Genomic DNA, 24,479 nt, shown 5'->3' with positions numbered 1-24,479 from the left:
GAACTATGACACTGGTGTCGAATACTCGACCAATTCGTCGTCCGCAATGATCCAGGCCCGGTCCTGGTCTTTCATTTCGACAACATGAGTGCCGGTGAAGTCACCGATAGCTGGAAAGACGAAGCATCCCTTGGAGAGCCAAAAACAAGGAAGTTTTCCAAACGAGTCACGACGACCGCCCACGCGAACGGCCGGATGTAGGTGCCCGCAGAGCAACAAACTCGCTCCCGTTGGAACCGCACCCGGATGGTGTCCTAGTGCGATCGAGCCCAATCGACTGCCTTCTTCCACAACCCGTATCGGCCAATGTCGGGGCAGGGATCCGACGTGAGCATCATGGTTTCCGCGAATTAGGATCGACTGCACCGCGGGATGTTTTGAGAAGAAGGTTTCGACGGCCGAGACCGTTTCGGGCGTTAGCGAAGATCGTGCGTGGAACATGTCACCTAGGATCACGAATCGCTTCGCTTGCGTCACAGCCAATAGATTTTCGATGACACGCAATGTTTCCACACTGCCGCCGGCCGGCACCGGAACGCCGTGCCGTCGAAAGGTTGCGTCTTTGCCCAAATGCGTATCGGCGACGAACAGAGTCTCGTGCTCTTCACTATAAGCTGCCCGCTGCGGAAACAATCGCAAACGCACCCCACCAACGGAAACTGAAACCGATTTCGACCTCATTGCTTCGCCGCCACTCGTTCAAGGTCTTCCTGCATACGCCGAACCCGATCCGCCAGTGTTTCGCTGCTGACACGTTCCCGAAGCTTGTCGACGAACAGTCCAAACGACAAGGGCGTGACTCGCGGTGGCTCATTGATGACGATCTTGCTGGCTTCTATTCGTCGTAGCGTCAAGTGCATCCTTGAGGACTCCAACTGTTGCTCAAGCACCTCACGTCGGCTCTGTTCTAACAACATGTTGTCAGGATCGTATTGACAAAACACGTCGAAAAACAAGTTGCTGCTGGCCTGCAAATGACTCGCACTCTTACGTCGACCGGGTAGCCCAGGTTGGATAAGACCAGCGACCCGAGCGATTTGGCGAAATTGTCGCTTCGCCATCTCGGTGGAATTCATGCTTTCCAAAATTTCAGTAATCAAATGGTCCGTCGCGAACACACCCGAGGTAACCGCTTGTTCCACGTCAATCTTGGTGGGTGATTGCAACACGATCCCGTGATCGTTGCAAGCCATTGAAAAGGATTGTTTCCGCAATCGCGACAAGCGATAGGCAAACAACGCGGCAAGCCCTTCGTGCACCAACCGCCCTTCGAAGGGGAATAGGAACACGTGGTAGCCGTTGCGAGTCTTCACCTTTTCGATCAACAACTCATCGCTGCGCGGTAGCACACTCCATTGAGATTGCAATTCGAACAAGGGACGTAACGATTTCATTTCGCGACCAATCAAGGTTCCTTCGGAAGCTTGCTCGATCCGTTGCCGCAGCGCACTGCTCAATTCGCTTGATAACGGCATCCGTCCACCCATCCAACGTGGCACCGTATCTGGTTTCCCAGTGGCTCGACGAACGTAGGCAGCATTATCTTTGACTCGCACCATCTCAACCACACGGCCCGCGAACAGAAACTTATCGCCAGCATCCAATTTCGATAGGAAACTTTCCTCGGCGGTTCCCAGCGTCTTTCCCTTCATGTACTTCACTTGCATCGACGTATCCGAGACGATCGTACCGATGTTGATCCGGTGGTTGGTAATCGTCCGTCGAAGCGTAACTTGATACCGCCCATCAACAATTTCCACACGGTGAAAATCCGGATAGGCTTCCAACGATTCCCCACCGCGAACGACGAAGTTCAGTACCCACTTCCATTCCTGGTCGGTCAATTTCCTATACGCGAACGCGGTGCGAACCTCGTTCAGTAGCTGCTCACTATCGAAGCCGCCTCCGATCGCAATCGTGACAACATGTTGTGCGAGAACATCGAGCGGTTTTTCCAGCATCGGCCTAGCTTCCAACCGCCCGGCCCGAATCGCGTCTTGAGCCGCAGCAAGTTCGATCAACTCCATCGCATTGGTCGGCACGAAAGCGAGTCGACTCACCGCATCGGGCTGGTGACCGCTTCGTCCAGCTCGCTGCAAAAGCCTTGCGGCCCCCTTGGGACTGCCGATCTGAATGACCAAGTCGACGGCGGTGAAGTCCACGCCCAAATCGAGACTGCTGGTGCAAACCACCGCTCGCAATTTCCCTTCACGCAACCCATCTTCCACCCACCGGCGGACCGACATGTCGAGCGAGCCATGGTGGATCGCAATCTGTCCGGCCCATTCGGGCTTTTGCTTCAGCAGATGCTGGTACCAAATTTCGGTCTGAGATCGGGTGTTAGCGAACACGAGTGTGCTATTGACCGTTTCCAACAACTCCACCACCTGCGGGACCATTTTGGTACCGATGTGTCCCGACCAAGGAAACCTTTCCATCTGCTTCGGTATGATCGACTCAAGCTTGACCTTCTTGTCCTTAAAGCCCTCGACCACCTTCAAGTGTTGATTGGGCGATTCGCCCATCAACGCCGAACACGCTTCATCCAAGTTCCCTAGCGTTGCCGATACACCCCAAACTCTCAATTTCGGGTTGAGAGCCCGCAAGCGAGTCAGAGCTAATTCAGTTTGAATGCCGCGTTTGGTTCCCAGCAACTCATGCCACTCGTCAACGATGACCGCTTCCAGTTCGGATAGCTGGGTCAGCAATTTTTCATGGGTCAGCATCAACGACAAACTTTCCGGCGTAGTCACCAATGCCGTTGGCAACTTTTTGAGTTGCCGAGTCTTCGCACTCTGTTTGCTGTCCCCGGTGCGAGATTCGAGTGACCATGGCAGACCAAGAGCATCGATGGGAGCTCGCAGTGAACTTTCAGTGTCACCGGCGAGCGCTCGAAGCGGGGTTATCCAGAGGACACGAACGCCAGGGCTGCGTTTCGGATTCCAACGCGACGAATCTGGGTTCTCCTGCAACCACTTCAGCAACGGTCCCATCCATACGCCTAACGTCTTTCCCGTACCGGTGGCCGAGTGCAGCAGACCGCTGTAACCATCACGGTAGGCTCGCCAAACCGTCCGCTGGAACGCGAACGGCTTCCAACCGATGGACGCAAAGTAGCGGTCAACAATCCGCGAAGGCGTCTCTCGTTTCGGTGAGACTGGCTTGTTCAAACGACTTCGTCTTGAGGTAGTAGTTCCAACAGTTCGCTCAGCCGGTTGGCGTCCGCAGCCTTCTTGTCCAAACGCCACCTCAGGATACGAGGAAAGCGAGTGGCAATGCCGCTCTTGTGGCGTGAACTGCGTTGCAAGCCTTCGAACGCCAACTCCATCACCAGTTCTGGTTCGACACTACGAACGGGACCAAATGACTCTTGGGTATGAGTACGAACAAATCGGTCCACCTTGCGGATCTCCGCATCCGTCAGCCCGCTGTAGGCTTTAGCAAATGGCACCAGCTTGTCATCGTCCCACAACGCAAAGGTGTAGTCCGTATACAAACTCGCACGTCGGCCGTGACCCTTTTGAGCGTAGATCAGAACGGCATCGATCGTGTATGGCTGCACCTTCCATTTCCACCACGTGCCCCGTACACGTCCAATATCGTACGCAGCCGCTTTGCTTTTCAGCATCAAACCTTCGGCGTTTTCATCGCGACTGGTTTCGCGAACTGAACGCCAATCGTCCCATGACGCACCATCGATCAGCTGTGTTACGGCAAGATGCGCATGCTCAACGGACGACAGTAAACTTTCCAGACGTTGTCGCCGCTGAATGAAAGACAAAGACCGGATGTCAACTCCGTTCTCTTCCAGAAGGTCAAACGCATGGAAGACAACCGGGACTTCCGAAAGCAGTTTCTTGCCGATCGTCTTTCGTCCAATTCGTCTTTGCAAAGCGGAAAAAGGCAGCACTTCACCCGCACTCGTTGCCGCTAGAATCTCGCCGTCCAACACGGTGCCGTCGGGCAACGTGGCCGCTGCGGCTTCGATTTCAGGCCAACGCTTTTCCATCAGCTCTTCACCGCGAGACCAAACGAAAGTCTGCTCCCGTCGCCGAATCACTTGGCCTCGAATACCGTCCCACTTCCATTCGGCAACGTAGTCCGATACATCCCCAAGCGGTTCCGGGCCAACGTCGTTGTCTAGTGCATGAGCCAAACAAAACGGGTACGGTTGGCTGACAATCGTGTCTTGCGTGTTCGGGTCGATAAGACGATCGAAAAGCGTTTCGGACGGTTTCCAATCGCCCATCAATCGGTGCGCGACCACATCCGCGGGAACATCAAAGCGATCCGCAACGGCACGTGTCACCAACCGTTTGCTAACCCCCACGCGGAACGATCCGGTGATCAGCTTCATCACCACGAATCGAAGCTGCGTGGGCGTTTGTCGCCAAATGTTGACGACGGCGTCACGTTGTTCGTCCTCATCCATCTTACCCAATGGCATCAAACGCTCTGTGATCCAGTACGCCAATGAGCGATCATCCGCGGACTCGCCCGGCGGAACCGTCAGGGTCAGTGTTTCGGCCAAGTCACCCACCGCGTGATACGACTCGTCAAACAACCAATCAGGAATCCCCGCCTCGATCGCCGCCCAGCTTCTTAGCAGCTTGTTGGGAACCAAACGCCGTAGTTTGCTCCCCGACAAGAAGTGAATCGCCCACGCCGCGTCTAAACCGTCCACCTCGCCGAAATATTCGGACATCGCAGCGATCTTTTCATTCGTCTTGGTCGTCGAATCAAGCGTGTTGTATAGCCGAGCGAATCGCTTCATGAGGTAGCTCCGGTTTTCGCGTTTGCTGCATCTTCGGCGCCATCGCTCGCTTCCTCATTATCAATGTCGGGCATACTGGTCGCGGCTTCCTCTTCGTCCTCACCACGAGCAGTCGTCTCGAGCACCTCCGCATCACGGCCCTGTTCGTTTAGATAGCGGGCGACAACCGCTGAATAGCCATGGGTGACCCAAACTGTTTCGGGATCGCAAGCTTCCACCGCCTGCAACAAAGATGGCCAATCAACATGATCGCTTACCACGAACCCTCGGTCCACGCTACGACGACGTCGCGAGCCTCGAACCGCCATCCAACCGCTCGCCATCGCAGTGCTGACTCTTCCGAACTTACGCATCCAAGGCGTGGCGTGGGCACTCGGTACCGCCACCACCATCGCACCACGCCAATCGTGCTTACCCTCGATCGATCCAACGTAGGTTGTATCGGGCATCGAGACGCCGGATCGTCGGTACGCATCAGTCCCTTTCTCCACTGCACCGTGCGTGTAGATCGGACCGATACCAGGGTCCAAACCGGCCAGAAGCCGCTGACTCTTTCCGACCGCATATCCGTACAACACACAACACTTGCCGTCGTCGCGGCTTTGTCGCCACCAATCGTTGATCGCATCGGTCGTCACCTGCTCGGGCTGCCAGCGATATACCGGCAAACCGAAAGTCGACTCAGTCACCAATAAATGACAACGGATCGGCTGCCAACTTTCACATGTGGGATCCGTGCCTAGTTTGTAATCGCCCGTGACCACCTCCACTCGACCGCGATACTCCAAACGCACCTGCGCCGAACCCAGCATGTGACCGGCGGGATGAAAGCTGACGTTCACACCGCCGATCGTTTTCGATTCTCCGTAGTTCAGAAATTCAAACTCGGCATCATCGCTCATTCGCATCCGCAACAAATGCTCGCTAGGGGTAGCGGCCAAATAGTGGCGAGATCCCCATCTAGCATGATCGGTGTGTGCGTGACTGACGACGGCGCGTTTGACCGGTCGACTTGGATCCACATAGAACCCGCCTTGAGCGCAGTACAGACCTGACGGAGTCGATTCCAAAATCATAAACGTTCCACCGCTTGTCGGAGGTCACTGACTAGCTGTTCGCGCATCTGATCGCGTCGCGCCTGATCGGGCATTCGCAGGATTGCTGCGGGGTGCCAGGTCGCCAGCGTTAGTTCGCACCAATCGGTTTGCAGAAACTGGCCACGCGATTTAGTGATACGGAAGTCTCGTCCTAGCAAAGCCTGCGCCGGCGTTGCCCCCAAACAGACCACCACCTTGGGTTGGACCACCGCAAGTTCCGCTTCCAACCAAGGCCGACACGCGAAAATCTCCCGCGAGTTTGGCTTCTTGTGCAATCGTCGCTTACCTCTTTCGGTGAACTTGAAATGCTTGACGGTGTTGGTGATGTAGACATCGCCGCGATCGAGCCCTACCGATGCAAAACAATCGTCAAGCAATTGCCCCGCCGGGCCAACGAAAGGTCGGCCGGCAAGGTCTTCTTGATCACCAGGCTGCTCACCGATCAAAACCAATCTTGCATCGGACGAGCCTTCGCCAAAGACAACCTGCGTCGCAGCATGGCATAGATCGCACGCCGAACACTGATGCGCAGCAGCCTCAAGTGTCGGCAACGTCATTTCCTCAGGCATGAAGTGCATCGCCGTTTGGTCAAAACCTTCGTGCGTATCAATCATTTGTTGCACTCGAGTGGGCGCCTGCTGAAGCAATTCAGGAATCAATTGAGCTTCGGGCAACGTTGGCCAGTGACGAACCGGCATTTCGCGCTTCATCATTGCCACCTTCACCCGCGCAGGGTTGAAGATAGACGCGTAATACGCCTTCCACAATTCTTCCAAAGCGTCGTCGCTTGCCACCTCGCTCGCAGGGACACCAGGGCCGTATTGCAACTCGGATTGATCCCAAATCACGGATTCATCCGGCGTCCAGATGGACCAATTCATGCCCTTGAACCGTCTGGCGAAAAACGGAGCCGCCAATCGGACGATTCGATGATCGGGTCGATGCCAAGCGACCAAAACTTCCGGGTCATCACCCACCTTACGAAAGCGTACAAAAGCCTTCATCTTGTGAACGTCTCGCGACACCGCTTTCTTCATCTGCGTTAGTCGATAGACATCATCGTCCGTAGTGATGCTCAGCAACTCGCGTTGTTCGTGACGCATCCGCCATAGCGTTCGGTATAATAGCGACCAGCGATCCGCGTCACGGTGGCAGGCAACTTGCTCGGCCAAGCTCAGGAAAGGACGCGGCACCGAAAAGCTGGGCGTCTCAGGCCTAGCTTCCACTGTTCCTGAGCCCGACGTGTTGCCGCTGAAGGCAGGACCGTCAGCATGACTTTCATCGTCGTTCCCGAATAAGCAGGGCTGTTCGAACCCCGATTGCCAATGGACGTCCATCGGTGGAATGCCGGCCTGGATAAGACGCCTGGCCTGCGTTCGCCACTGTTCATAGTTCTCGACACAACATGTCTGCATCCCGCCGCCCACTACACCTCACCCGTGACCGCTGAAGTCGCCGCATCAAACAGAAGCAGTTGCTTGTTCTTGGGTTTCGCCTTTTTACCCAAGTCGAGCTTATCGAGGCTGGCCAACCCAGGATTGTGGTCGCTGGTTTGCACGAACCACTTTGTGCGATTCCAAGCCACACGCAGTTTTCGCATATCAGCACAGCGTAAACTTCGGTATTTCCGAATCTTCAGGATGCGATCCACGTTCCGCACTCCGACGCCCGGGATACGCAAAAGTTCTTCCCGGCTAGCCAGGTTCACATCGACCGGAAAGAAGTGACGATTGGCCAACGCCCACGCTAACTTTGGGTCCATCTCTAGCGACAAATTGGAATCGCTATCGGCCACAATTTCACTGGCATCGAAGCCATAGAATCGCATCAGCCAATCGGCCTGATACAAACGATGCTCTCTAACCAAGGGCGGCGATTGGCCGGGCAGTCTCGCGTCGGCATGCGGGATCGGACTGTAGGCCGAATAGTACACGCGACGCAGGTGCTGGCCAGTGTATAATTCCGATGCCGTCTTCAAGATCTCCAAGTCGGGTGTCGGAGTCGCCCCCACAATCATCTGAGTGCTTTGTCCCGCGGGAGCGAACCGAGGCGGTTTTAAGCCGGACTTCTTGTCCTCTTTGTTTTCGTCAATCTTCTGGCGAATGCCGCTCATCGCATTTACGATCTGCGGCTTCTTCTTTTCAGGCGCGAGCTGGACGAGATCGCCTTCAGTCGGCAATTCGATGTTCACACTAAGTCGGTCCGCCCATTGCCCCGCTTGATCAATCAACCCCTGTGCGGCGTTGGGAATCGTCTTCAGATGGATGTAACCACCGAAATGCTGGTCGGTACGTAAACGACGTGCGACCTCGATCAATTGCTCCATCGTGTAGTCAGAATTCTGGATGATCCCTGAGCTCAAAAAGAGCCCTTCCACGTAGTTACGTTTGTAGAACTCCATCGTCAACGTGACCACCTCGTCGACCGTGAAGCGGGCCCGCGGCGTGTCACTGGAAATACGGTTCACGCAGTACTGACAATCGTAGATGCAGTAGTTCGTCAGCAGGATCTTCAACAGCGACACGCAGCGTCCGTCAGGCGTGTAACTATGACAGATCCCCATCCCTTCCGTGCTTCCAATTTGGCTGCCGGCCCGAGTGCCCTTCGAACCACTGCTCGCACACGAAGCGTCGTACTTCGCAGCATCGGCCAAGATCTTGAGTTTGCCTTGCACATCCATCATTAAGTCAGTCGCCTTTTCAAGAACGAATACAAGCGACTGCTTCGCCAGTGCCCGAATACTGTACGCGTTTGCCAAGATGCGTTTATTACAGCCATCCCGCTTAGGGCAGACGCTCACAACTGAGTGCGTGCAGTTTGCAAAGGTCGTACCGCCAACACTTGGCCCATCACCCGGCTAAGTCTTGGCACACCTTTTGCTTCCAGTTGGTTCATCAGAGCGGTTGCTAGGCCGCCAACCAACAATCCACTTCGGAGAATGACATGTATATCGGCGGCGGACTCTTAGGAACTGTTTTGGTCATCTTGCTAATCGTTTATCTAGCCCGCCGGGTTTGATCGACGTCGCAGGTTGAACCAACGAAACGATACGGAACCATACGCAACCAAGGAGCATAAAGATCATGTCAGAACACAATACGAAACAAGCGGTAACGGAAGACGCCGACGAGGAAACTCAGTTCAAATGGGCGCAAGTCTACGAGGCAATCGCTCAGCGATGGCCGCAGATCGACCAAGATGAACTGCGACAGTGCGAACGGAAAGTCAACAATGTGGTTGACTTCGTGAATGAGCGAGTGGAAGCGGAACGGGACGAGGTCGAGGCGGCGGTCAAGGAGTTCGCTCCAGCGGACCCTAGTTTCCTAGAACCAGTCACTGAAAAGCTCAAGCAAGTTTCCGGTGGAGTCAGCGGTTCGATGAACTCAGCCGTTGAGCGAGTTCAGTATGAAATCGACGAAGCACCGGTAAAGACGTCCCTGGGTGCCCTTGTCGCCGGGTTCGCCCTCGGTGTCGTCGCGACCACGATCTACGTTCGGGCACATCGCGAGGCCACAACATGGCAACAATTGCGTAGCCGCTTCGGTGCGTAGCGATTAGCTCACTCACCCGCGTAAAAGTGGGTGACGAGCAAAGCGGCCGAGCGATCGCTCAGGCCGCTCAACTTTACTTGCGGTCTACGCGTCTGCGTTGCACCGCCCAGCGGCCTTGGCGTCCATCACCCGGGGCCGCATTCAGATTGAAAGATAGTTTGCATTTCTCAACTGTCCATTTCGGCTCCCTCTACGAACGTTGCCGCATGCGACTCAAAATTTTTACGAAACGGAATCCGTCAATGTCGCCATCCGCCCTGCTCGGTGAATCTCCATCTTCGAAGGAACAAACCCATATTGCTGGCATGGGCCCCATCATTCTTGATACTGGCGTCGCGTTTCGTGTTTGGGCACCTAACGCCGATAGCGTGTCGGTAGTTGGCGATTTCAACGATTGGAAGTCAGACGCCAATCCGATGCAAGACGAAGAGAACGGTAACTGGTTTGTCGTGATCGAAAACGCAAAGCCAGGAAACCAATACAAATACGAACTCACCAACGGCGACCGCACCTTCCAGAAAATCGATCCGCGTGTGCGGGAGGTCACCAACAGTATCGGTAACGGTATCGTCCACCAGCCCGACTTTGATTGGCAAGGTGACCAATTCGGAATGCCGGCCTGGAATGAACTCGTGATCTACGAAACCCATGTCGGGACGTTCCATCGCAGTAAGGATGATTCGGTTGGTACGTTCGAAGACTACCAACAAAAATTCGATCACCTACGAAAGCTGGGCGTCAATGCGCTGCAAGTGATGCCCATTGCTGAATTCGCAGGCGATTTGTCATGGGGATATAACCCGTCCCATCCCTATGCGATTGAATCCGCTTACGGCGGTCCCGACGGGTTCAGGACGTTTGTTCGGGAAGCACACAAGGCTGGTTTCGCGGTCATCTTGGACGTGGTCTACAACCACTTCGGCCCGAGTGACCTCGACTTGTGGCAGTTCGATGGCTGGCAGGAGAATGATAAGGGCGGCATCTACTTCTACAACGACTTCCGCAGTGACACACCTTGGGGCGACACCCGCCCCGATTACGGTCGCGGTGAAGTTCGATCATACATTCGCGACAACGCGATGATGTGGTTGGAAGACTACCACGTCGACGGATTGCGTTACGACATGACTCTGTACATCCGCTCGGTCGACGCGAGTGGTCAACAGGAGATCCCTGAAGGTTGGGGTTTGACGCAGTGGGTGAATCGAGAAATCCACCAATTCAAACCTTCCGCTATCACGATTGCCGAAGACCTACAGAACAACGAATATCTAACCAAGTCGGACATTGAGGGCGGTGCAGGCTTTTCGACCCAGTGGGACGCAAACTTCGTCCACCCCATCCGTGACGTGCTAACTCAGCCCGATGACGTGGGCCGCGACATGTCAAAGGTTCGGGATGCTCTGTACCACGGATACAACGGCGACGCATTCCAGCGGGTCGTCTACACCGAATCCCACGACGAAGTCGCCAACGGTAAATCTCGCATCCCCAGCGAGGTCAACGAGTCCGATCCAGAAAACTGGTACGCTCAAAAACGATCCGTGCTCGGAATTGCGTTAGTCATGACCGCTCCCGGCATTCCAATGCTGTTCCAAGGTCAAGAACTGCTGCAAGACGGTTGGTTTGAAGACACCGAGGAACTTGACTGGGAAAAGAGCGAGAGCTTTGGTGGCATCGTCCGCCTAACGCGAGACCTGATTCGTTTGCGTTTGAACAGTAACGGTAAGACGAAGGGGCTGACCGGGCAAAAAGTCGACGTCTTCCATATCAACAATCACGGAAAAGTGGTCGCCTTCCGACGCTCCTATGACGGTGGCCCCGGCGACGACGTTGTTGTGATCGCGAACTTTGCGAACCAGCACTACCACGACTACGAATTTGGTCTGCCGGCGGAAGGCCGTTGGAAACGACGGTTTAGTAGTGATCGAAATGTGTACAGCGAAGACTTTGGTGCCGCCGCCAGCGGTGACATCGATGCTATCACGGAAGGCTACGACAACCAACCTTGCCGGGGAAGTATCGAACTGCCGCCCTACACATTGCTGATCTACTCACAAGATTCCTAAGCAGACACGCGAAGCCGCTGAGGTGCTGGACGAGCGTTGTTCGCGACGCACCTGAGCCAGAAGTGAAAGACCCGGACGTGACTTTCCTACAACCCTCTTTTAGAGCGAAGCCAGACAATGTTTGAAAAATGGATTTCAGTCAACACGAATCAGCTTGCAATGATCTTGCTGACATCGGTGGTGGTCTACGCCGCGATCCTCATCTACACGCGGATTACTGGACTGCGAAGTTTTTCAAAAATGTCCGCCGCCGACTTTGCGATGACTATTGCGGTCGGTTCGCTCTTCGGGGCAACGATCTCAGCACCCAGCCCCACGCTTTTCGCAGGACTGTTTGCTTTGCTATGCCTCTTTGCGGCCCAGTGGACGCTAGCGTTCGCTCGGCGAAAGTCGAACGCGTTCAGTGAAATAGTCGATAACCAACCGCTGCTGCTGATGACCGGTGACGAAATCCTGCATGACAACCTGAAGCTTGCCAACATGACCGAAAGTGATCTGTTTGGCAAACTTCGCGAAGCCAATGCTCTCAACTTCGGTCAAGTTAAAGCGGTCGTGTTTGAAACGACCGGTGATGTTTCAGTCCTTCACAGCGACGATGACATTCAACTGGAAGAGAAGATCTTCCGTGGGGTTATAGGTTCAGAACGTCTGTTTCAATAGCCCGAGACATCGGTTTCACGCCGACCACCCCTATGGAGCGATCACGCCCATTCGATATTCCGATAACCTCAGCCATTCACGTTATGATCGATTTCATTAAGCAGACATTCGCCGAATTTTCCAAGAACAAGTGCAGCACGCTTGCCGCGGCGTTGGCATACTACACCGCATTCGCGTTGCCGCCGCTGCTGTACCTATTGCTGACGATCCTGACCTTTGGCATGTCGCTAATGTATGACAGTGAAGAGGCTGAACAGAAGGCTCAAACGATCCTTACCAGCCAAACAGCCCAAATGATGGGTAACGAAGCGATCTCCGACCAGGTCTCCACCATCATCGACAACCATGAGAAAACGAGCGGTAAATGGTGGAAGACCGCACTAAGTTTTGCCGGTATCATCCTTGGGGCAACTGGGGTCGTTGCCGCATTACAGGCCGCCCTGAATCAAGTGTGGGAAGTTCAACCCGACCCAGAGCAGTCGGGAGTGAAGAACGTCATCGGCAAGCGGCTTCTTTCGTTTACGATGATCCTCGGCCTCGGCTTTCTGCTGCTTGTTTCGCTGGTCGTGTCGTCCGTTCTTGCCGGTTTAGGCGACCGCGTCGGCTCCATCATCGGGGCTCCGTCCATAGTTGCCGAAATCGTCAACTTTTCAGTCCAAGCCCTGGTGGTATTGGTGATCTTCGCTGCGATCTTTATGTACATGCCAGACGCAAAGGTCCGCTGGCGAGACGTTCTGATCGGTGCGTCGATCACGACAGCACTCTTCTTGCTCGGTCGCTTCGCAATGCAGGTCTACTTCTCCTACAGCGAACCGGGAGCCCAACTCGGATCGGCGGCCGCATCGCTCGCCGTTCTACTAGTTTGGGTCTACTACACCGCGATGATCGTGCTACTAGGTGCAGAGGCTACCCAGGTTTACGCTGTCCGCTACGGCGAAGGCATTCAGCCTGAAGATCATGCCGTTCGCGTTGTCCAAGAGGTCAAACGAGCAGCCTCATAAAATGAAGCGGCAGAGGAGATGACGACCGCGCGACAAAGCAAGTTGCATAACTCACCGCCAGCCCCGCAGCCAGTACGGGGCTTAGTCAGTACGGAGCTGAGTCAGTACGGGGCTGAGTCAGTATGGGGCTGGCGAATTTCTCGAACCTAAACGAATCAGTCCATGGACACGGTGGCATTGATTGCTTCGTCAGTCTCAGGCTGCTCGCCCTGGACATACGCTTTACCGGCTTTGATCAGGTATTTGATACCGGTGAATCCTGAGTTATCCCAGTACTCGCCCCGTACCGGCTGAACTTTCAGCAGGGTGATCGATGGATCGTCTTTGCCTTTGGGAAACCAGACCTTCCACGCCTCGCTCCAGAGCGAATCGATTTTGGCTCGATCGTCGATCACGCGAGCCACGCCGGAGACTGACACAAACTTTCCTGATCCCTGCATCGTGACGGCGACGTCTTGATCCAGCATCAGGTCAGCGATCTTCCCTGAGTTCCGATCCGTGACGAACCACAATTCGCCTGAGTCGGTTAGCTCGGCCACTGCCATCGGGCGGGCGTCCAGCTTTCCATCGTCAGTTCGAGTCACCAACATCGCGGTGTCGAAATCATTCATTACGTCGATCAGCTTCTCGTAAGTATCCATTTCAAAGTCCTTCGCATAGTGGCAAATAGAGATGTGTATCTACACACCACATCCAAAGCGAACTGCGTGCCTACTTTGCGAACAAGATGCACTCAAATGGCATTTCGCGGCCACAAGTACAGCCTGATAGAGCAGGCGACTCTATCGGCCGTGAATCATTGCGAAGTCGGAACACAACGCCTAACGATTTACGCCACAAACGCGGGATGCCAGAATCACGTCTGCTCGCTAACCGCCCAAGATGACCGCTCAGGATTCAACAGTGGATTGCGATGAGTGGATCGAAGCGATTCAGGACCTCCGAGCAAACTGAATCTCGATGCTTCGAAAGATTGCAATTTGGGATACTCCTACGCCAAACCTTTCATCGCTTCATCAAATCGGCGATCGAACTCCGCGAAAAGGGCGAGTGTCTCCGACCGACGTAAGACCTCTTCCACCTGCTCCGCCCCCGCCTTCACGTCGGCGTTCGCTTCTAGCTGCGGCGTTTCATCTTCACCCTGGTCAACGGTTTGCTTTGCACTGGAAACAGCAGCATCTTTCCATTGGTCAACCTTACCCAAAGCGTCTTTGACGGCCGCCCGAACAGTACGCCAATCCATTTGGGCGAATGCGGTCTCGAACGCAGTCCGCATCCGTAGAGCGTGCACGCCCATCTCGCGTTTGCTGGCCTCCGTTGCTTCCAACTCACCCATTTTCAGATACCGATCGAGGGTACGCCCCAACAAAACCGTTCGCATGATCTCGAGCGGCACACCACGCACGGATGTAAACACGGTGACGATTTTTCGAATCGGGAACAGCAACAGTTTCAACGGAGCGCCAACGATTGCCCCTAAGCAGCCTGACAAACAACCGCCACTGGCTGAGTAGAACGGCGAAAGGTCAGACTCGGTAAGTTCCGAACCGTGGGCCGCTAAGGTTTGACGAATGACGAATCGGCGACACCGACTCTGGACTAAATCATCCACAAACGGGACCGGAATGAACCGCGACCCCGCCGCGACGATCCCAGCCATCGTCCACTGATGAACGAGCATTGACGAAGGTGAGTCAGGTGCTTCATTCATCTTTGGGCTCGTCAATCAAGGCTGATTCAGTTAACGAGACCCGACTATGCAAGTGTCGTACCGACAAGACAAAGAGCAGCCATTGATCGTCGTCGCGAACGAAGGTCGTGTCGGCACTACTTCAGCAATCGCTTCGCCGCGGTCAGCAATCGATCAACGTCGAGGGGTTTACTCAGATACTCGTCGAATCCTTCACCAATGAGACGGCGCCGAGTGCCTTTCATAGCATCCGCTGTGAGTGCAATAACGGGTAATTCGATGCCGCGGGACCGGATTTCACGGATCGCTCCCACCCCATCGAGCTCCGGCATTTGCATATCCATCAAACACAGCTCGTACGGTTCACCCGCCTCGATCGCCGCAAGAATCATGTCAACGGCTTGCTGACCATTCTCGGCCGCGTCGACGTGACAATCCGCCTTTTTCAAAAAGTGCTGCGCGACAAATCGAACATCTCGCATATCGTCGGCGATCAACACCTTCGCATTGAGCGTCACTCGCCGAGTATTGTCCTTGGATGCACTGGTGTCCTCACCGTTTTCACCCGAGTTTTGAATCAAGACCGTATCGACGACACCGATTGGATCGACGGGAACGCGGAAGGTGAAGTCGCTGCCTTTCCCTTGCTCGCTCTGAACCGAGATCTCACCGCCCAATGCGTCAACCAATCGTTTCGTGATACTGAGCCCAAGTCCGGTTCCACCAAAACGATTGGAAATCGAATGGTCGGCCTGGACAAACGGCTGGAACAACGTGCTGATCTTTTGAGCCGAGATTCCGATTCCAGTATCACGAACCGACACGATCAAGAACGTCTTTCCATCGACGACCTCCGAATCGACCACCACGTCGACTCGCCCCTTTGGCGAAAACTTCAGCGCGTTGGCAATCAGGTTGATCATGATTTGACGCAAACGCGCCGCGTCAATCGTCACGGTGGCGGGCAACGGATTCTTCAGTTCGAAATACAACTCGTTCTCGTATTCCACTGTCCGCATTTGCATCGTCGCGTGCACGTCACCGAGCACATGCCCCAATGACACAGTCGATTTGGAAGTTTGAAACTTATCCGATTCGATCCGCGATAAATCGAGCACGTCACCTAGCAAACGCAGCAAATAGTCCCCGTTTCGCTGGATCGTCGCCAAGTTTTCTTGCAGCGATTCATCGTTTGGTTCTTCTTGAATGATGCGGGTAAAGCCAAGAATCGCCGATAGCGGAGTGCGAAGCTCGTGACTCATGTTGGCCAAGAACCGACTCTTTGCTTGGTTCGCCGCATCGGCAGCCTCCTTTGCCTCTCGCAACTCGCTTTCAACTTTCAGACGTTCAGCGATGTCAACAAAGGTCACGACGGCGCCGATGACGACATCATCTTGCTTCACCGGATGGCACCAGTATTCAACCGGAAAGGTAGAGCCATCCCGTCGACAGAACACCTCGTCCCGAGCGTTGTCCGATCGTCCCGCGCGAAGTGCAGCACGAATCCTCGATTTGGCAACTGGGTACTCGGAACCGTCACAAGTAATCGCTTGAGTCACCGCGTGCATGTCTTGTTCGACAAGCTCGTCACCGCTTTCGTAGCCCAACATGCGTGCGGCCGATTCGTTGCAGAAGATACAAGCGCCATACGCATCGAGACCAAAGATGCCTTCAGCGGTTGAATCGAGCAACAATCGAATCGTTTGCTCGTTCGACTGCGCCAACTGCGCTGACGCTATTCGCTCCGTCACATCGTTCTGCACGCCCACGAAATGGGTAATCGTCCCAGCTTCATCTCGCACCGGCGTGATGTACAAATCATTCCAGAAGACGGTTCCGTCCTTGCGATAGTTCTGAATCAGCGTGCGTAAGGATTCGCCAGCTTGGATCGCTTCGCGGATTTCGTCGATGGTCGATTGATCCGTTGCCGATCCCTGTAAGAACCGACAATTTCGGCCGATGACTTCATCTTCGGTATACCCGGTCATCTTCGTGAAGCCGTCGTTGACGAACGTAATGCCGTGGTCTTCATGTTGATGGTCAGTGATGATGATCCCACCAGCGGCAGCGGCAACCGCCTTGCTCAACAACCGCAGTTCCGCTTCGGTTTCCTTTCGCCAAGCGGTTTCGCGAATCGATGCAAAGACATGACGCTCGTTACGCAACGACACTGGCGTCAAAGCGACCTCGACGGGATATTCGGACTGATCATGTCGTCGGTGAGTGCCCTCAAACAACTCACCGGCACTGGCGTGGGCGGCATCAAAATGCTTCCGGAAGGACGCCTCGGAAAACTCAAAACCGAAGTCGAGCACGGACCGCCCCTGCAGTTCATCCACGCTTAGCCCGACCTGTTCGCTCATCTTTCGGTTGGCGTAAACGATTTGAGCCTTTTCGTTAACCAGAATTTGAGCATCAATGTTCTCATCCGCCATGAACTTGAACTGCACAACATCCGTTTGTGCCTTTCGCAATGCCTTGACGTTAATGAACGAAACGACGAAACCACCGGTTTGTTTCTTGGAATTATATGGCAATGCTCGAATCAAGTACGGCTCGCCACTGCAAACCTCTTCCCATTCCACTTCGGACTTCGTTTCCAAAACCTGTCGCAGTCGATCCATGAACGACTGCCCACCGATCGCTCGTGTAAACGATTCGATGCTGCGGCCCTGGTCTTGCGATTCCAACGACAATAAGCGAGCAACTTCCGGCGTGAACCGGCGGATATAGAGCTCATCATCCAAAAACAACACGCCAACACGCGTTGTCGCCAACAGGTTGTTCATGTCCGAATTGGCTTCGTCCAACTCTGCAACCCGTGCCTGGTGCTCTGCGTTGACGGTGTAAAGTTCTTCGTTAACGCTATGCAACTCTTCGTTGGTACTTTGCAGCTCCTCGTTGGATGCCACCATTTCTTCGTTGGTGGCCTGCAGTTCTTCGTTCGAAGTCTCCAGTTCTTCGATGGTCGCCTGCAGATTTTGGCGACTGAAGTTCAGTTCTTGCTCCAGTCCTTCGATACGAGCAGCGCTGACTCGGTTGAAATCCAGGTTACTGACTGAAGTTTCTGTTTCGACTTGCTGAGCCCCCTCAGCCACTTCGAACTGAACCAGCACGCAGGTTGCTCTCGATCGCGGTAGCGTCAAAGGTCGGACGATCAGCTGCAATGACTCTCCGTCGGACAAACTGGTATGCGGCAACTCGCTATAGCGGACGACCTTATCATCGTGCAAAGAATGTTGGATCGCTGCGGATACCGACGTCCGCATCTCACCGGGCAACATTTCCAAGAAACTCGTCGACACTCGCCCGGTTGGCACTTCTAAGAATTCTTGGGCGCCGGGAAATACGTGCAGCACTTGCAGGTTGGAATCGACCAAGACGCTCGGCGGCATCATTTGGCCGAGCAGCACGTCATAGGCTTCCGGAAGAATCTCCCTCGCCAGCGACTTAACCGGATCATCGATCAACGGAGCTCGTGGTGGGGTAACCACCGTCGAAGTTTGCCCCACCAGCGGCATCCTCATTTCAATTGGTAATCGAACATCACGACGTTTACGGAAGATCTTCCAATGGGCGTCGAGCGTGTCAAACTCGTCACTGATGTCGCCAACCGCCTCGCTGGGCCCCAGAAACAAAACACCATTCGCCTTCAACGCAAAGTGAAATAGCGACAAAGTTTTGCGTTGTGCAGGAGGCTGCAGATAAATCAGCATGTTCCGGCAAGTCACCAAATTCATTTGGGTGAACGGTGGATCGTTGATCACATTTTGAGGTGCGAACACGACGTTTCGGCGAAGCTCGTTACTGACGCAGTACCCATCGCGGCGTTTATTGAAGAACCGCTTTAAACGTTCTGCCGAGATCCCTTCGACGCGAGTTTCGTCATAGATGCCGGCCGAAGCGAACTGCAACGATTCCCGATGGGCATCGGTTGCAAACATTTTGAAGCTGACGTCTTTATCCGACTGCTCGATCGCCTCTGTCATCAGCATCGCAATCGAATACGCCTCTTCCCCCGTCGCACATCCGCAAACCCAGATTCGAATCGTGTCCTCGGCCCGCGAAATCAGCTCCGGGATCACCTGGCGTTCCAAGATCCCAAACGCTTCCGGATCGCGAAAGAACTGCGTTACACCGATCAATAGGTCTTTGTACAGATCGCTGACCTCTGCACTGGACTCGTTAATGCGATCTACGTATTCGTCGACACTGCGAAGCTTTTGTAATTCGATACGGCGTTGAATTCGCCGCCCCACCGTTCCGATCTTGTAGTGACTGAAGTCAATTCCGTGCTTGCGGCGTAGTAACTGAAAGACTCGGTCCAATCCAGTCTCTTCGATCGCTTCTAGGTTTCGTTGCTGAAGTGCGTCAGTCGTCTCGCCATCGACCACAAAACGCCGCAGCGCCTCGCCGATTGCCTCTGGCGGCAACACGAGGTCCACCTTTCCGGTTGCCTGCGCATTGAGCGGCATCGCTTCAAACTTGCACGTCGCCGGTTCCTGAGCGATCACCAGTCCCTCGTTTTCGGCGATGTCGGTGATCCCACGAGATCCATCGCTACCGGTTCCGGACAGAATAATCCCGACGCTATATCGCCCGGCGTCCTGGGCCAGCGAACGCAGGAATTGGTCGATGGGATGCGAGAGCACCTTTTCGGGGCTACGTTCGGTCAAAAGCAACTTGCCGTTGCTGATCACCATCTCTTTTTTAGGAGGAATCAAATAGATCGTGTCGGGCTGAACTTCGACACCGTCATCGACCACCTCGACATTGATCTTTGTTACCCGCCGAAGCAGTTGGTCCATGTGACTTTTGAAGTCAGGCGACAGGTGCTGCACAACGACGAACGACATGCCGCAACGTTCCGGCATCGATCGAAAAAGCGTCTCGAGGGCTTCCAACCCTCCAGCCGACGCCCCAACCCCAACAATGTAATGTTGGCAATTTTCAGTGCTCAGCGAAGCGGCTTGCGTATCAATAGAAGCAGAAAGATCACATGAATCGGTAGAGTTAACTTCGGCGGCAGTCGAATTGGGGCGGACAGTTTCGAAATCAGACATGGCGGCTTAAAAAAGTTTGAAATAGCCCGCAGAACGTTCATTCCATCAATGGCGAACGGAAAGGGTCGATGATGACGACGTTGCTTCAAAACACACCAAGGTGCAACGAAAAAGGCAACGATTCCAGCAGGGGCGACCGCGGTTCCAGTTTCCAACGAGAAATGAAACGTGTAGCCAAAATGTATCTGGGTAATTTGCAATGGTCAATCAATCCAGCGTCCCATCAATCTTCCAATCCAACCAAGCACGACGCCAAATTAAGAGCGACTTATTCAACCGTTTCAAACCGGTGCATCGAACCTTGGCACGACAAATGCGGAAGGACTGTTCCGGGTCCAACGATCGAGACCCAGCCGACCTCATCGAAGGCGGAATCGAATGATCCGGCAATCTGATCCATACAAATCAACCATACCATCCTCCCGGAAGGGCAATCCATGAATCAAATTCAAGTCGGCAGCCGCATCGTCTACCAAGTGAGTACTCCGACCACGTTCCTGTTCAATATCTCGGTGATTCAAAACGAACATCAACAAACGCTCTCTGAGTCGCTGGAAGTCGAGCCTTATCAAAAGGTGGAAGAATGCGCCGTCGGTCCGCTTGGAAATCGCCTAGTCCGTCTATCGGTTCCACCAGGACAAATCACGATCAACTATCGCGCGACCGTGAAGCTGAATCCGGACCAGGTCGACGTGACCAACGTCAGCGAAACACCGTACGAGCAATTGCCGGCCGATGTTCTGACGTATCTGAATCCAAGCCGTTACTGCGAATCCGACAAACTGCTCGATTTCTCGATGGAGCAATTCGGAACGCTGCTACCGGGGTACTCTCGGGTCACGGCAATCTGCAATTGGACTTACGAGCAATTGGCGTACACTCCCGGCAGCACTGGTCCGACTACCACCGCATGTGACGTGCTGGAACAAAAGCAGGGCGTTTGCCGCGATTTCGCACACGTCGCGATCAGCCTTTGCCGTGCGATGGGGATTCCGGCTCGATACGTTGCGGGCTATGCCGTGAACTTGAATCCGCCAGATTTCCACGGTTTTTTCGAAGCCTATCTGGATGGTCGCTGGTTCCTGTTTGACGCGACGCGACTAGCTCCCGTGGGCGGTTTCGTCCGCATCGGTGCCGGGCGAGACGCAGCCGATGTGGCGTTCAGTACCATTCGAGGCTCGGCGCTGAATACCGAGATGGAAGTCTGGGCGAACGAGCAAAAAGCCGACGACGAGTTGTTGGATCCCAACAACGTCGAAACCGCGGTCAGTTCGGCTTAGGTGAATTCCCGTGGCAACCGCATCCGACACTCTTGTCGTCTGGAACTCGAAGTCCGGTAAAGCTGATCAAATTGCGACGCTTCGCGATCTGCTCGCCGATCGGAAGCCGGTCTGGATTGATCTATCCGAAACGGACGATCTGACGAAGAGCCTTCGTGTTCAAATGGAACAAAACGCATCTCCATCCGAAACTCCTGCAGTCGACGGACAAGTCACTGACCCTAAAACGGTCATCGTCGCTGGCGGTGACGGAACGGTGAACGCAGCGGTCAATTCGATCATGGCGTTGGACTCGGAAAACCGTCCTCGTGTCGCGATTGTCCCATTGGGAACAGCTAACGACTTCGCACGATCATTGGAGATCCCCAATGATCCTGCAGACGCACTGGCTTTACTTGATCAACCGCCTGTCGGTGTCGATTTGGTCAAGATCAGCGGCAACGGTGATGACCGCTTCTATGCCAACATCGCCGCCGGTGGTAATTGTGTTCGCGTCAGTGAAGCGATGACGGATGACGTCAAATCGCGATGGGGGGCGTTGAGCTACATGCGCGGCGCTGTCGAAGTGCTGCCGGATATGCAAACCTACCGAACTCAACTTCAGTGCGATGACGAACTGCTGGCTGGCCTAGACGTTTGGGCGGTTTTGGTCGCCAATGGCAGAACCAATGCCGGCGGGATTGAGGTCGCACCGAAGGCGTCGCCGAACGACGGTATGTTCGACTTGGTTGTGATCCACGGCGAGGGTGTCGGCGACATGGCGGAGATCGTCGCGAAGAATCTGTTAGGCAACTTTCTGGAATGCGAGCAGGTCATTTTCAGACAGGCTCGAACGCTAAACATCCAATCCGATCCACCGATGCGATTCACCATCGACGGTGAAGTGGTCGACCGCGAACCAGTTTGCTTCGAAATCGTCCCGTCCGCAATCTTGATGCACGCTTTTCCTGGCGACAGATCCGCCTGATCAATCGCTTGTCGGTTATTTGCTGAGCGAGTCTGTGTCGACGCCAAGCGTCCGAGCACATAGTTCCGGAACGGTGTCAAAGAAGAATGTTCCTGGCACGGTACTTGCTTGGTGGCAACCGAAAACCAGATTCCAACGTGCGGGGAACTCTGGCCAAACTTATATAGCCAACATCCAAGGAATCTCGAATGGCAAAAAAAGCAGACGCTAAAACCGGTTACAAATCAACGACTGGCAACGGCGGCGAGCCACACCAAATTGCGACCGATGGCGATCGGCTGACGACCAATCAAGGGCTCGTAATTGCGGACGACCAAAACACACTAACGGTTGGCCCACGTGGCCCGCAATTGTTGGAAGACCACATCTTGCGTGAAAAGATCACGCACTTCGATCACGAGCGAATTCCGGAGCGAGTCGTCCATGCCCGCGGCTATGGAGCTCATGGATATTTCCAATGTTACAAGGGCGCGAGCAAACTTTGCAAAGCTGGCTTCTTGCAAGATCCCAAGGTCAAGACACCTGTCTTTTGCCGCTTCTCAACCGTCGCTGGCAGTGCGGGATCGCGTGATACAGCCCGAGACGTGCGAGGTTTCGCGGTTAAATTCTATACAGATGAAGGCAACTACGATCTCGTCGGTAACAACATTCCTGTGTTCTTCATCCAAGATGCAATCAAGTTCCCCGACCTGATTCACGCGGTGAAGCCAGCTCCCGACCGTGCATTCCCTCAAGCCCAATCGGCGCACGATACGTTTTGGGATTTTGTGTCCCTGAACCCCGAATCGGTGCACATGTTGATGTGGGTGATGTCGGACCGTGCCATCCCAACGTCTCTTCGGATGATGGAAGGATTCGGCGTTCACACCTTCCGCATGATCAACAAAAGCGGCGACTCGGTGTTCGTGAAGTTCCACTGGCGACCAAAGTACGGCACCTTCTCTCAGATCTGGGACGAAGCCGTCAAGGTGGCGGGCGCCGATCCAGACTTCCATCGCCGAGACATGTGGAACTCGATCAACGCTGGCGACTATCCGGAATGGGAATTGTCCGTGCAAGCGTTCACGGAAGAGGAAGCCGAAAAGTTCGACTTCGATCACCTCGACGCAACCAAGTTGATTCCTGAAGAGATCGTACCGCTGACGCCGATTGGCAAGATGGTTCTCGATCGGAACGTGGACAACTTCTTCGCCGAAACGGAACAGGTCGCGTTTTGCCCCTCGCACTTGGTGCCCGGAATCGATTTTTCGAACGATCCGCTACTACAAGGACGTTTGTTTTCGTATCTCGACACTCAGTTGTCACGTTTGGGAAGCCCCAACTTTCATCAGATCCCCGTCAACAAACCGAAGTGCCCCTTCGCGAACTTTCAACGCGATGGCCACATGCAAACCGAAGTCCCGACGGGCCGGGTCGCCAATCAGCCCAACTCACTCGATCAAGGCGGGCCGCGCGAAGATCCGAAGTCCGGCTTCCATTCCTTCCCGGCGGCTGAAAGCGGAGAGAAAGTTCGTTTGCGTCCAGAAAGCTTCGCCGACTACTACACCCAGGCAAGACTGTTTTGGAAGTCGATGACAGAACCCGAACAACGACACATCGTTGGCGGTTTCTCGTTCGAACTGGGCAAGTGTGAAGAGACCTCTGTCCGCACGCGAATGCTCGGCCATCTCAATTTGGTCGACGCTAAGTTAGGCGAGCAGGTTGCCGAGTGCCTGGGCATGAAGGGAATGGCAGACAAAATCAAGCCCGTCGTCCCCGTGGGCGACCCAGAACCTTCTAAGCCGCTTTCCCAATACGCGGTCGCACCGCAATCCATCGCGGGTAAGAAAATCGGTGTCCTGACAACCAATGGTGTCGATGCGGATCTGCTCAATGCGGTTCGTAAGGCAGCGAAGGACGAAGGAGCGATGGTTGAAATCATCGCACCAAAAATTGGCTCGATGAAGGCAAGCGACGGCGAAGAACTGAAGCCAGATCACTTTTTGGCCGGTGCTCCATCGCCACTGTTCGATTGCGTCATCATCGCCCCAGCTGAATCGGAAGTGGAATCGCTGGCGTCCGAAGCCGCTGCGATCGACTGGATACGAACCGCGTTCGCTCACTTGAAGGTGATCGGCTTCAATCAAGCCTCATCACCGCTATTCGAGAAAGCTTCCGTCAAAATGGATGCGGACGAAGGGATGATCGATCTGAGTGACGCTTCGCTCGACTCGTTTGTAGAACAAGCCAAGCAGCACCGTATCTGGAAGCGTGAGCCAGAAGTTCGTTCTTGCTAAAGCGAACTTCGACCAATACCCCAAACGCAAAACGCCAGTCGCTCGTTAACG

Annotated in this window: 16 protein-coding genes; 7 read left to right on the top strand and 9 right to left on the bottom strand. The window is 54.5% G+C overall.

What is annotated here, in order from left to right; genetic code table 11:
- Positions 1-3: 3 nt before the first annotated feature.
- Genes pdeM through ACR3ZL_RS14355 form a run of 6 tightly spaced genes read right to left on the bottom strand, consistent with a single transcriptional unit; the run spans position 4 to position 8,629 of the window.
- On the bottom strand, positions 4-681 hold the full coding sequence (gene pdeM / locus ACR3ZL_RS14380) for a ligase-associated DNA damage response endonuclease PdeM (RefSeq protein ID WP_473652430.1): 678 nt from the start codon (positions 679-681) through the stop codon (positions 4-6).
- Positions 678-3,170, bottom strand: a complete 2,493-nt coding sequence (locus ACR3ZL_RS14375; RefSeq protein WP_473652431.1) for a ligase-associated DNA damage response DEXH box helicase — start codon at positions 3,168-3,170, stop codon at positions 678-680. The genes pdeM and ACR3ZL_RS14375 overlap by 4 nt, the downstream gene beginning before the upstream one ends.
- On the bottom strand, positions 3,167-4,774 hold the full coding sequence (locus ACR3ZL_RS14370) for an ATP-dependent DNA ligase (RefSeq protein ID WP_473652432.1): 1,608 nt from the start codon (positions 4,772-4,774) through the stop codon (positions 3,167-3,169). The genes ACR3ZL_RS14375 and ACR3ZL_RS14370 overlap by 4 nt, the downstream gene beginning before the upstream one ends.
- A complete protein-coding gene (locus ACR3ZL_RS14365; protein WP_473652433.1) occupies positions 4,771-5,850 on the bottom strand; it encodes a ligase-associated DNA damage response exonuclease in 1,080 nt (359 codons plus the stop codon). The genes ACR3ZL_RS14370 and ACR3ZL_RS14365 overlap by 4 nt, the downstream gene beginning before the upstream one ends.
- Entirely contained in the window at positions 5,847-7,286 is a 1,440-nt protein-coding gene (locus ACR3ZL_RS14360) for a UdgX family uracil-DNA binding protein (protein WP_486172716.1), read from the bottom strand. Before ACR3ZL_RS14360 ends, ACR3ZL_RS14365 begins: the two co-directional genes overlap by 4 nt.
- An 11-nt stretch (positions 7,287-7,297) precedes the next feature.
- Positions 7,298-8,629 carry a putative DNA modification/repair radical SAM protein gene (locus ACR3ZL_RS14355; protein ID WP_473652436.1) on the bottom strand — a complete coding sequence of 444 codons (1,332 nt, stop codon included), beginning with the start codon at positions 8,627-8,629 and terminating at the stop codon, positions 7,298-7,300.
- Positions 8,630-8,954: 325 nt separating this feature from the next.
- Between ACR3ZL_RS14355 and ACR3ZL_RS14350 the strand changes: the two genes are divergently transcribed.
- From ACR3ZL_RS14350 to ACR3ZL_RS14335, 4 genes are all read left to right on the top strand, one after another.
- A complete protein-coding gene (locus ACR3ZL_RS14350; protein ID WP_473652437.1) occupies positions 8,955-9,422 on the top strand; it encodes a hypothetical protein in 468 nt (155 codons plus the stop codon).
- A gap of 242 nt (positions 9,423-9,664) precedes the next feature.
- Positions 9,665-11,491 carry an alpha-amylase family glycosyl hydrolase gene (locus ACR3ZL_RS14345; RefSeq protein WP_473652438.1) on the top strand — a complete coding sequence of 609 codons (1,827 nt, stop codon included), beginning with the start codon at positions 9,665-9,667 and terminating at the stop codon, positions 11,489-11,491.
- Positions 11,492-11,608: 117 nt separating this feature from the next.
- Positions 11,609-12,151: a DUF421 domain-containing protein gene (locus ACR3ZL_RS14340; RefSeq protein ID WP_473652439.1), complete on the top strand. Its 543-nt coding sequence runs from the start codon at positions 11,609-11,611 to the stop codon at positions 12,149-12,151.
- Positions 12,152-12,234: 83 nt separating this feature from the next.
- Positions 12,235-13,152 carry a YihY/virulence factor BrkB family protein gene (locus tag ACR3ZL_RS14335; RefSeq protein WP_473652440.1) on the top strand — a complete coding sequence of 306 codons (918 nt, stop codon included), beginning with the start codon at positions 12,235-12,237 and terminating at the stop codon, positions 13,150-13,152.
- 155 nt (positions 13,153-13,307) lie between these two features.
- On the opposite strand, the gene ACR3ZL_RS14330 is transcribed toward ACR3ZL_RS14335, so the two are convergent.
- The 3 genes from ACR3ZL_RS14330 to ACR3ZL_RS14320 all read right to left on the bottom strand — a co-directional run bounded on the left by ACR3ZL_RS14330 (position 13,308) and on the right by ACR3ZL_RS14320 (position 19,905).
- On the bottom strand, positions 13,308-13,793 hold the full coding sequence (locus tag ACR3ZL_RS14330) for a pyridoxamine 5'-phosphate oxidase family protein (protein ID WP_473652441.1): 486 nt from the start codon (positions 13,791-13,793) through the stop codon (positions 13,308-13,310).
- Between the two features lie 350 nt (positions 13,794-14,143).
- Complete coding sequence (locus tag ACR3ZL_RS14325; RefSeq protein WP_473652442.1) at positions 14,144-14,863, bottom strand: hypothetical protein; 720 nt, start codon at positions 14,861-14,863, stop codon at positions 14,144-14,146.
- Between the two features lie 116 nt (positions 14,864-14,979).
- Positions 14,980-19,905, bottom strand: coding sequence for a chemotaxis protein CheB (locus ACR3ZL_RS14320; RefSeq protein WP_473652443.1), 4,926 nt, complete (start codon positions 19,903-19,905; stop codon positions 14,980-14,982).
- Positions 19,906-20,342: 437 nt separating this feature from the next.
- Here ACR3ZL_RS14320 and ACR3ZL_RS14315 point away from each other — a divergent pair, with 437 nt between their 5' ends.
- The 3 genes from ACR3ZL_RS14315 (at position 20,343) to ACR3ZL_RS14305 (ending at position 24,428) form a co-directional block, all read left to right on the top strand.
- Positions 20,343-21,185: a transglutaminase-like domain-containing protein gene (locus ACR3ZL_RS14315; protein WP_473652444.1), complete on the top strand. Its 843-nt coding sequence runs from the start codon at positions 20,343-20,345 to the stop codon at positions 21,183-21,185.
- A 10-nt stretch (positions 21,186-21,195) separates the two neighbouring features.
- Positions 21,196-22,152: a diacylglycerol/lipid kinase family protein gene (locus ACR3ZL_RS14310; protein WP_486172715.1), complete on the top strand. Its 957-nt coding sequence runs from the start codon at positions 21,196-21,198 to the stop codon at positions 22,150-22,152.
- Positions 22,153-22,340: 188 nt separating this feature from the next.
- Entirely contained in the window at positions 22,341-24,428 is a 2,088-nt protein-coding gene (locus tag ACR3ZL_RS14305) for a catalase (protein ID WP_473652446.1), read from the top strand.
- Positions 24,429-24,479: the final 51 nt, after the last annotated feature.

The sequence above is a fragment of the Rhodopirellula sp. J20-39 genome, from assembly GCF_057365095.1.
This window is presented reverse-complemented; position numbering and strand designations above follow the sequence as displayed.

Bases quoted from the DNA above. Each gene is read 5' to 3' on its own strand.
- ACR3ZL_RS14325 (WP_473652442.1), bottom strand. From the start codon at position 14,863: ATGAATGAAGCACCTGACTCACCTTCGTCAATGCTCGTTCATCAGTGG.
- ACR3ZL_RS14315 (WP_473652444.1), top strand. From the start codon at position 20,343: ATGAATCAAATTCAAGTCGGCAGCCGCATCGTCTACCAAGTGAGTACT.
- ACR3ZL_RS14365 (WP_473652433.1), bottom strand. From the start codon at position 5,850: ATGATTTTGGAATCGACTCCGTCAGGTCTGTACTGCGCTCAAGGCGGG.
- ACR3ZL_RS14340 (WP_473652439.1), top strand. From the start codon at position 11,609: ATGTTTGAAAAATGGATTTCAGTCAACACGAATCAGCTTGCAATGATC.
- ACR3ZL_RS14330 (WP_473652441.1), bottom strand. From the start codon at position 13,793: ATGGATACTTACGAGAAGCTGATCGACGTAATGAATGATTTCGACACC.
- ACR3ZL_RS14335 (WP_473652440.1), top strand. From the start codon at position 12,235: ATGATCGATTTCATTAAGCAGACATTCGCCGAATTTTCCAAGAACAAG.
- ACR3ZL_RS14360 (WP_486172716.1), bottom strand. From the start codon at position 7,286: ATGCAGACATGTTGTGTCGAGAACTATGAACAGTGGCGAACGCAGGCC.
- ACR3ZL_RS14370 (WP_473652432.1), bottom strand. From the start codon at position 4,774: ATGAAGCGATTCGCTCGGCTATACAACACGCTTGATTCGACGACCAAG.
- ACR3ZL_RS14305 (WP_473652446.1), top strand. From the start codon at position 22,341: ATGGCAAAAAAAGCAGACGCTAAAACCGGTTACAAATCAACGACTGGC.
- pdeM (WP_473652430.1), bottom strand. From the start codon at position 681: ATGAGGTCGAAATCGGTTTCAGTTTCCGTTGGTGGGGTGCGTTTGCGA.
- ACR3ZL_RS14350 (WP_473652437.1), top strand. From the start codon at position 8,955: ATGTCAGAACACAATACGAAACAAGCGGTAACGGAAGACGCCGACGAG.
- ACR3ZL_RS14320 (WP_473652443.1), bottom strand. From the start codon at position 19,905: ATGTCTGATTTCGAAACTGTCCGCCCCAATTCGACTGCCGCCGAAGTT.
- ACR3ZL_RS14345 (WP_473652438.1), top strand. From the start codon at position 9,665: ATGTCGCCATCCGCCCTGCTCGGTGAATCTCCATCTTCGAAGGAACAA.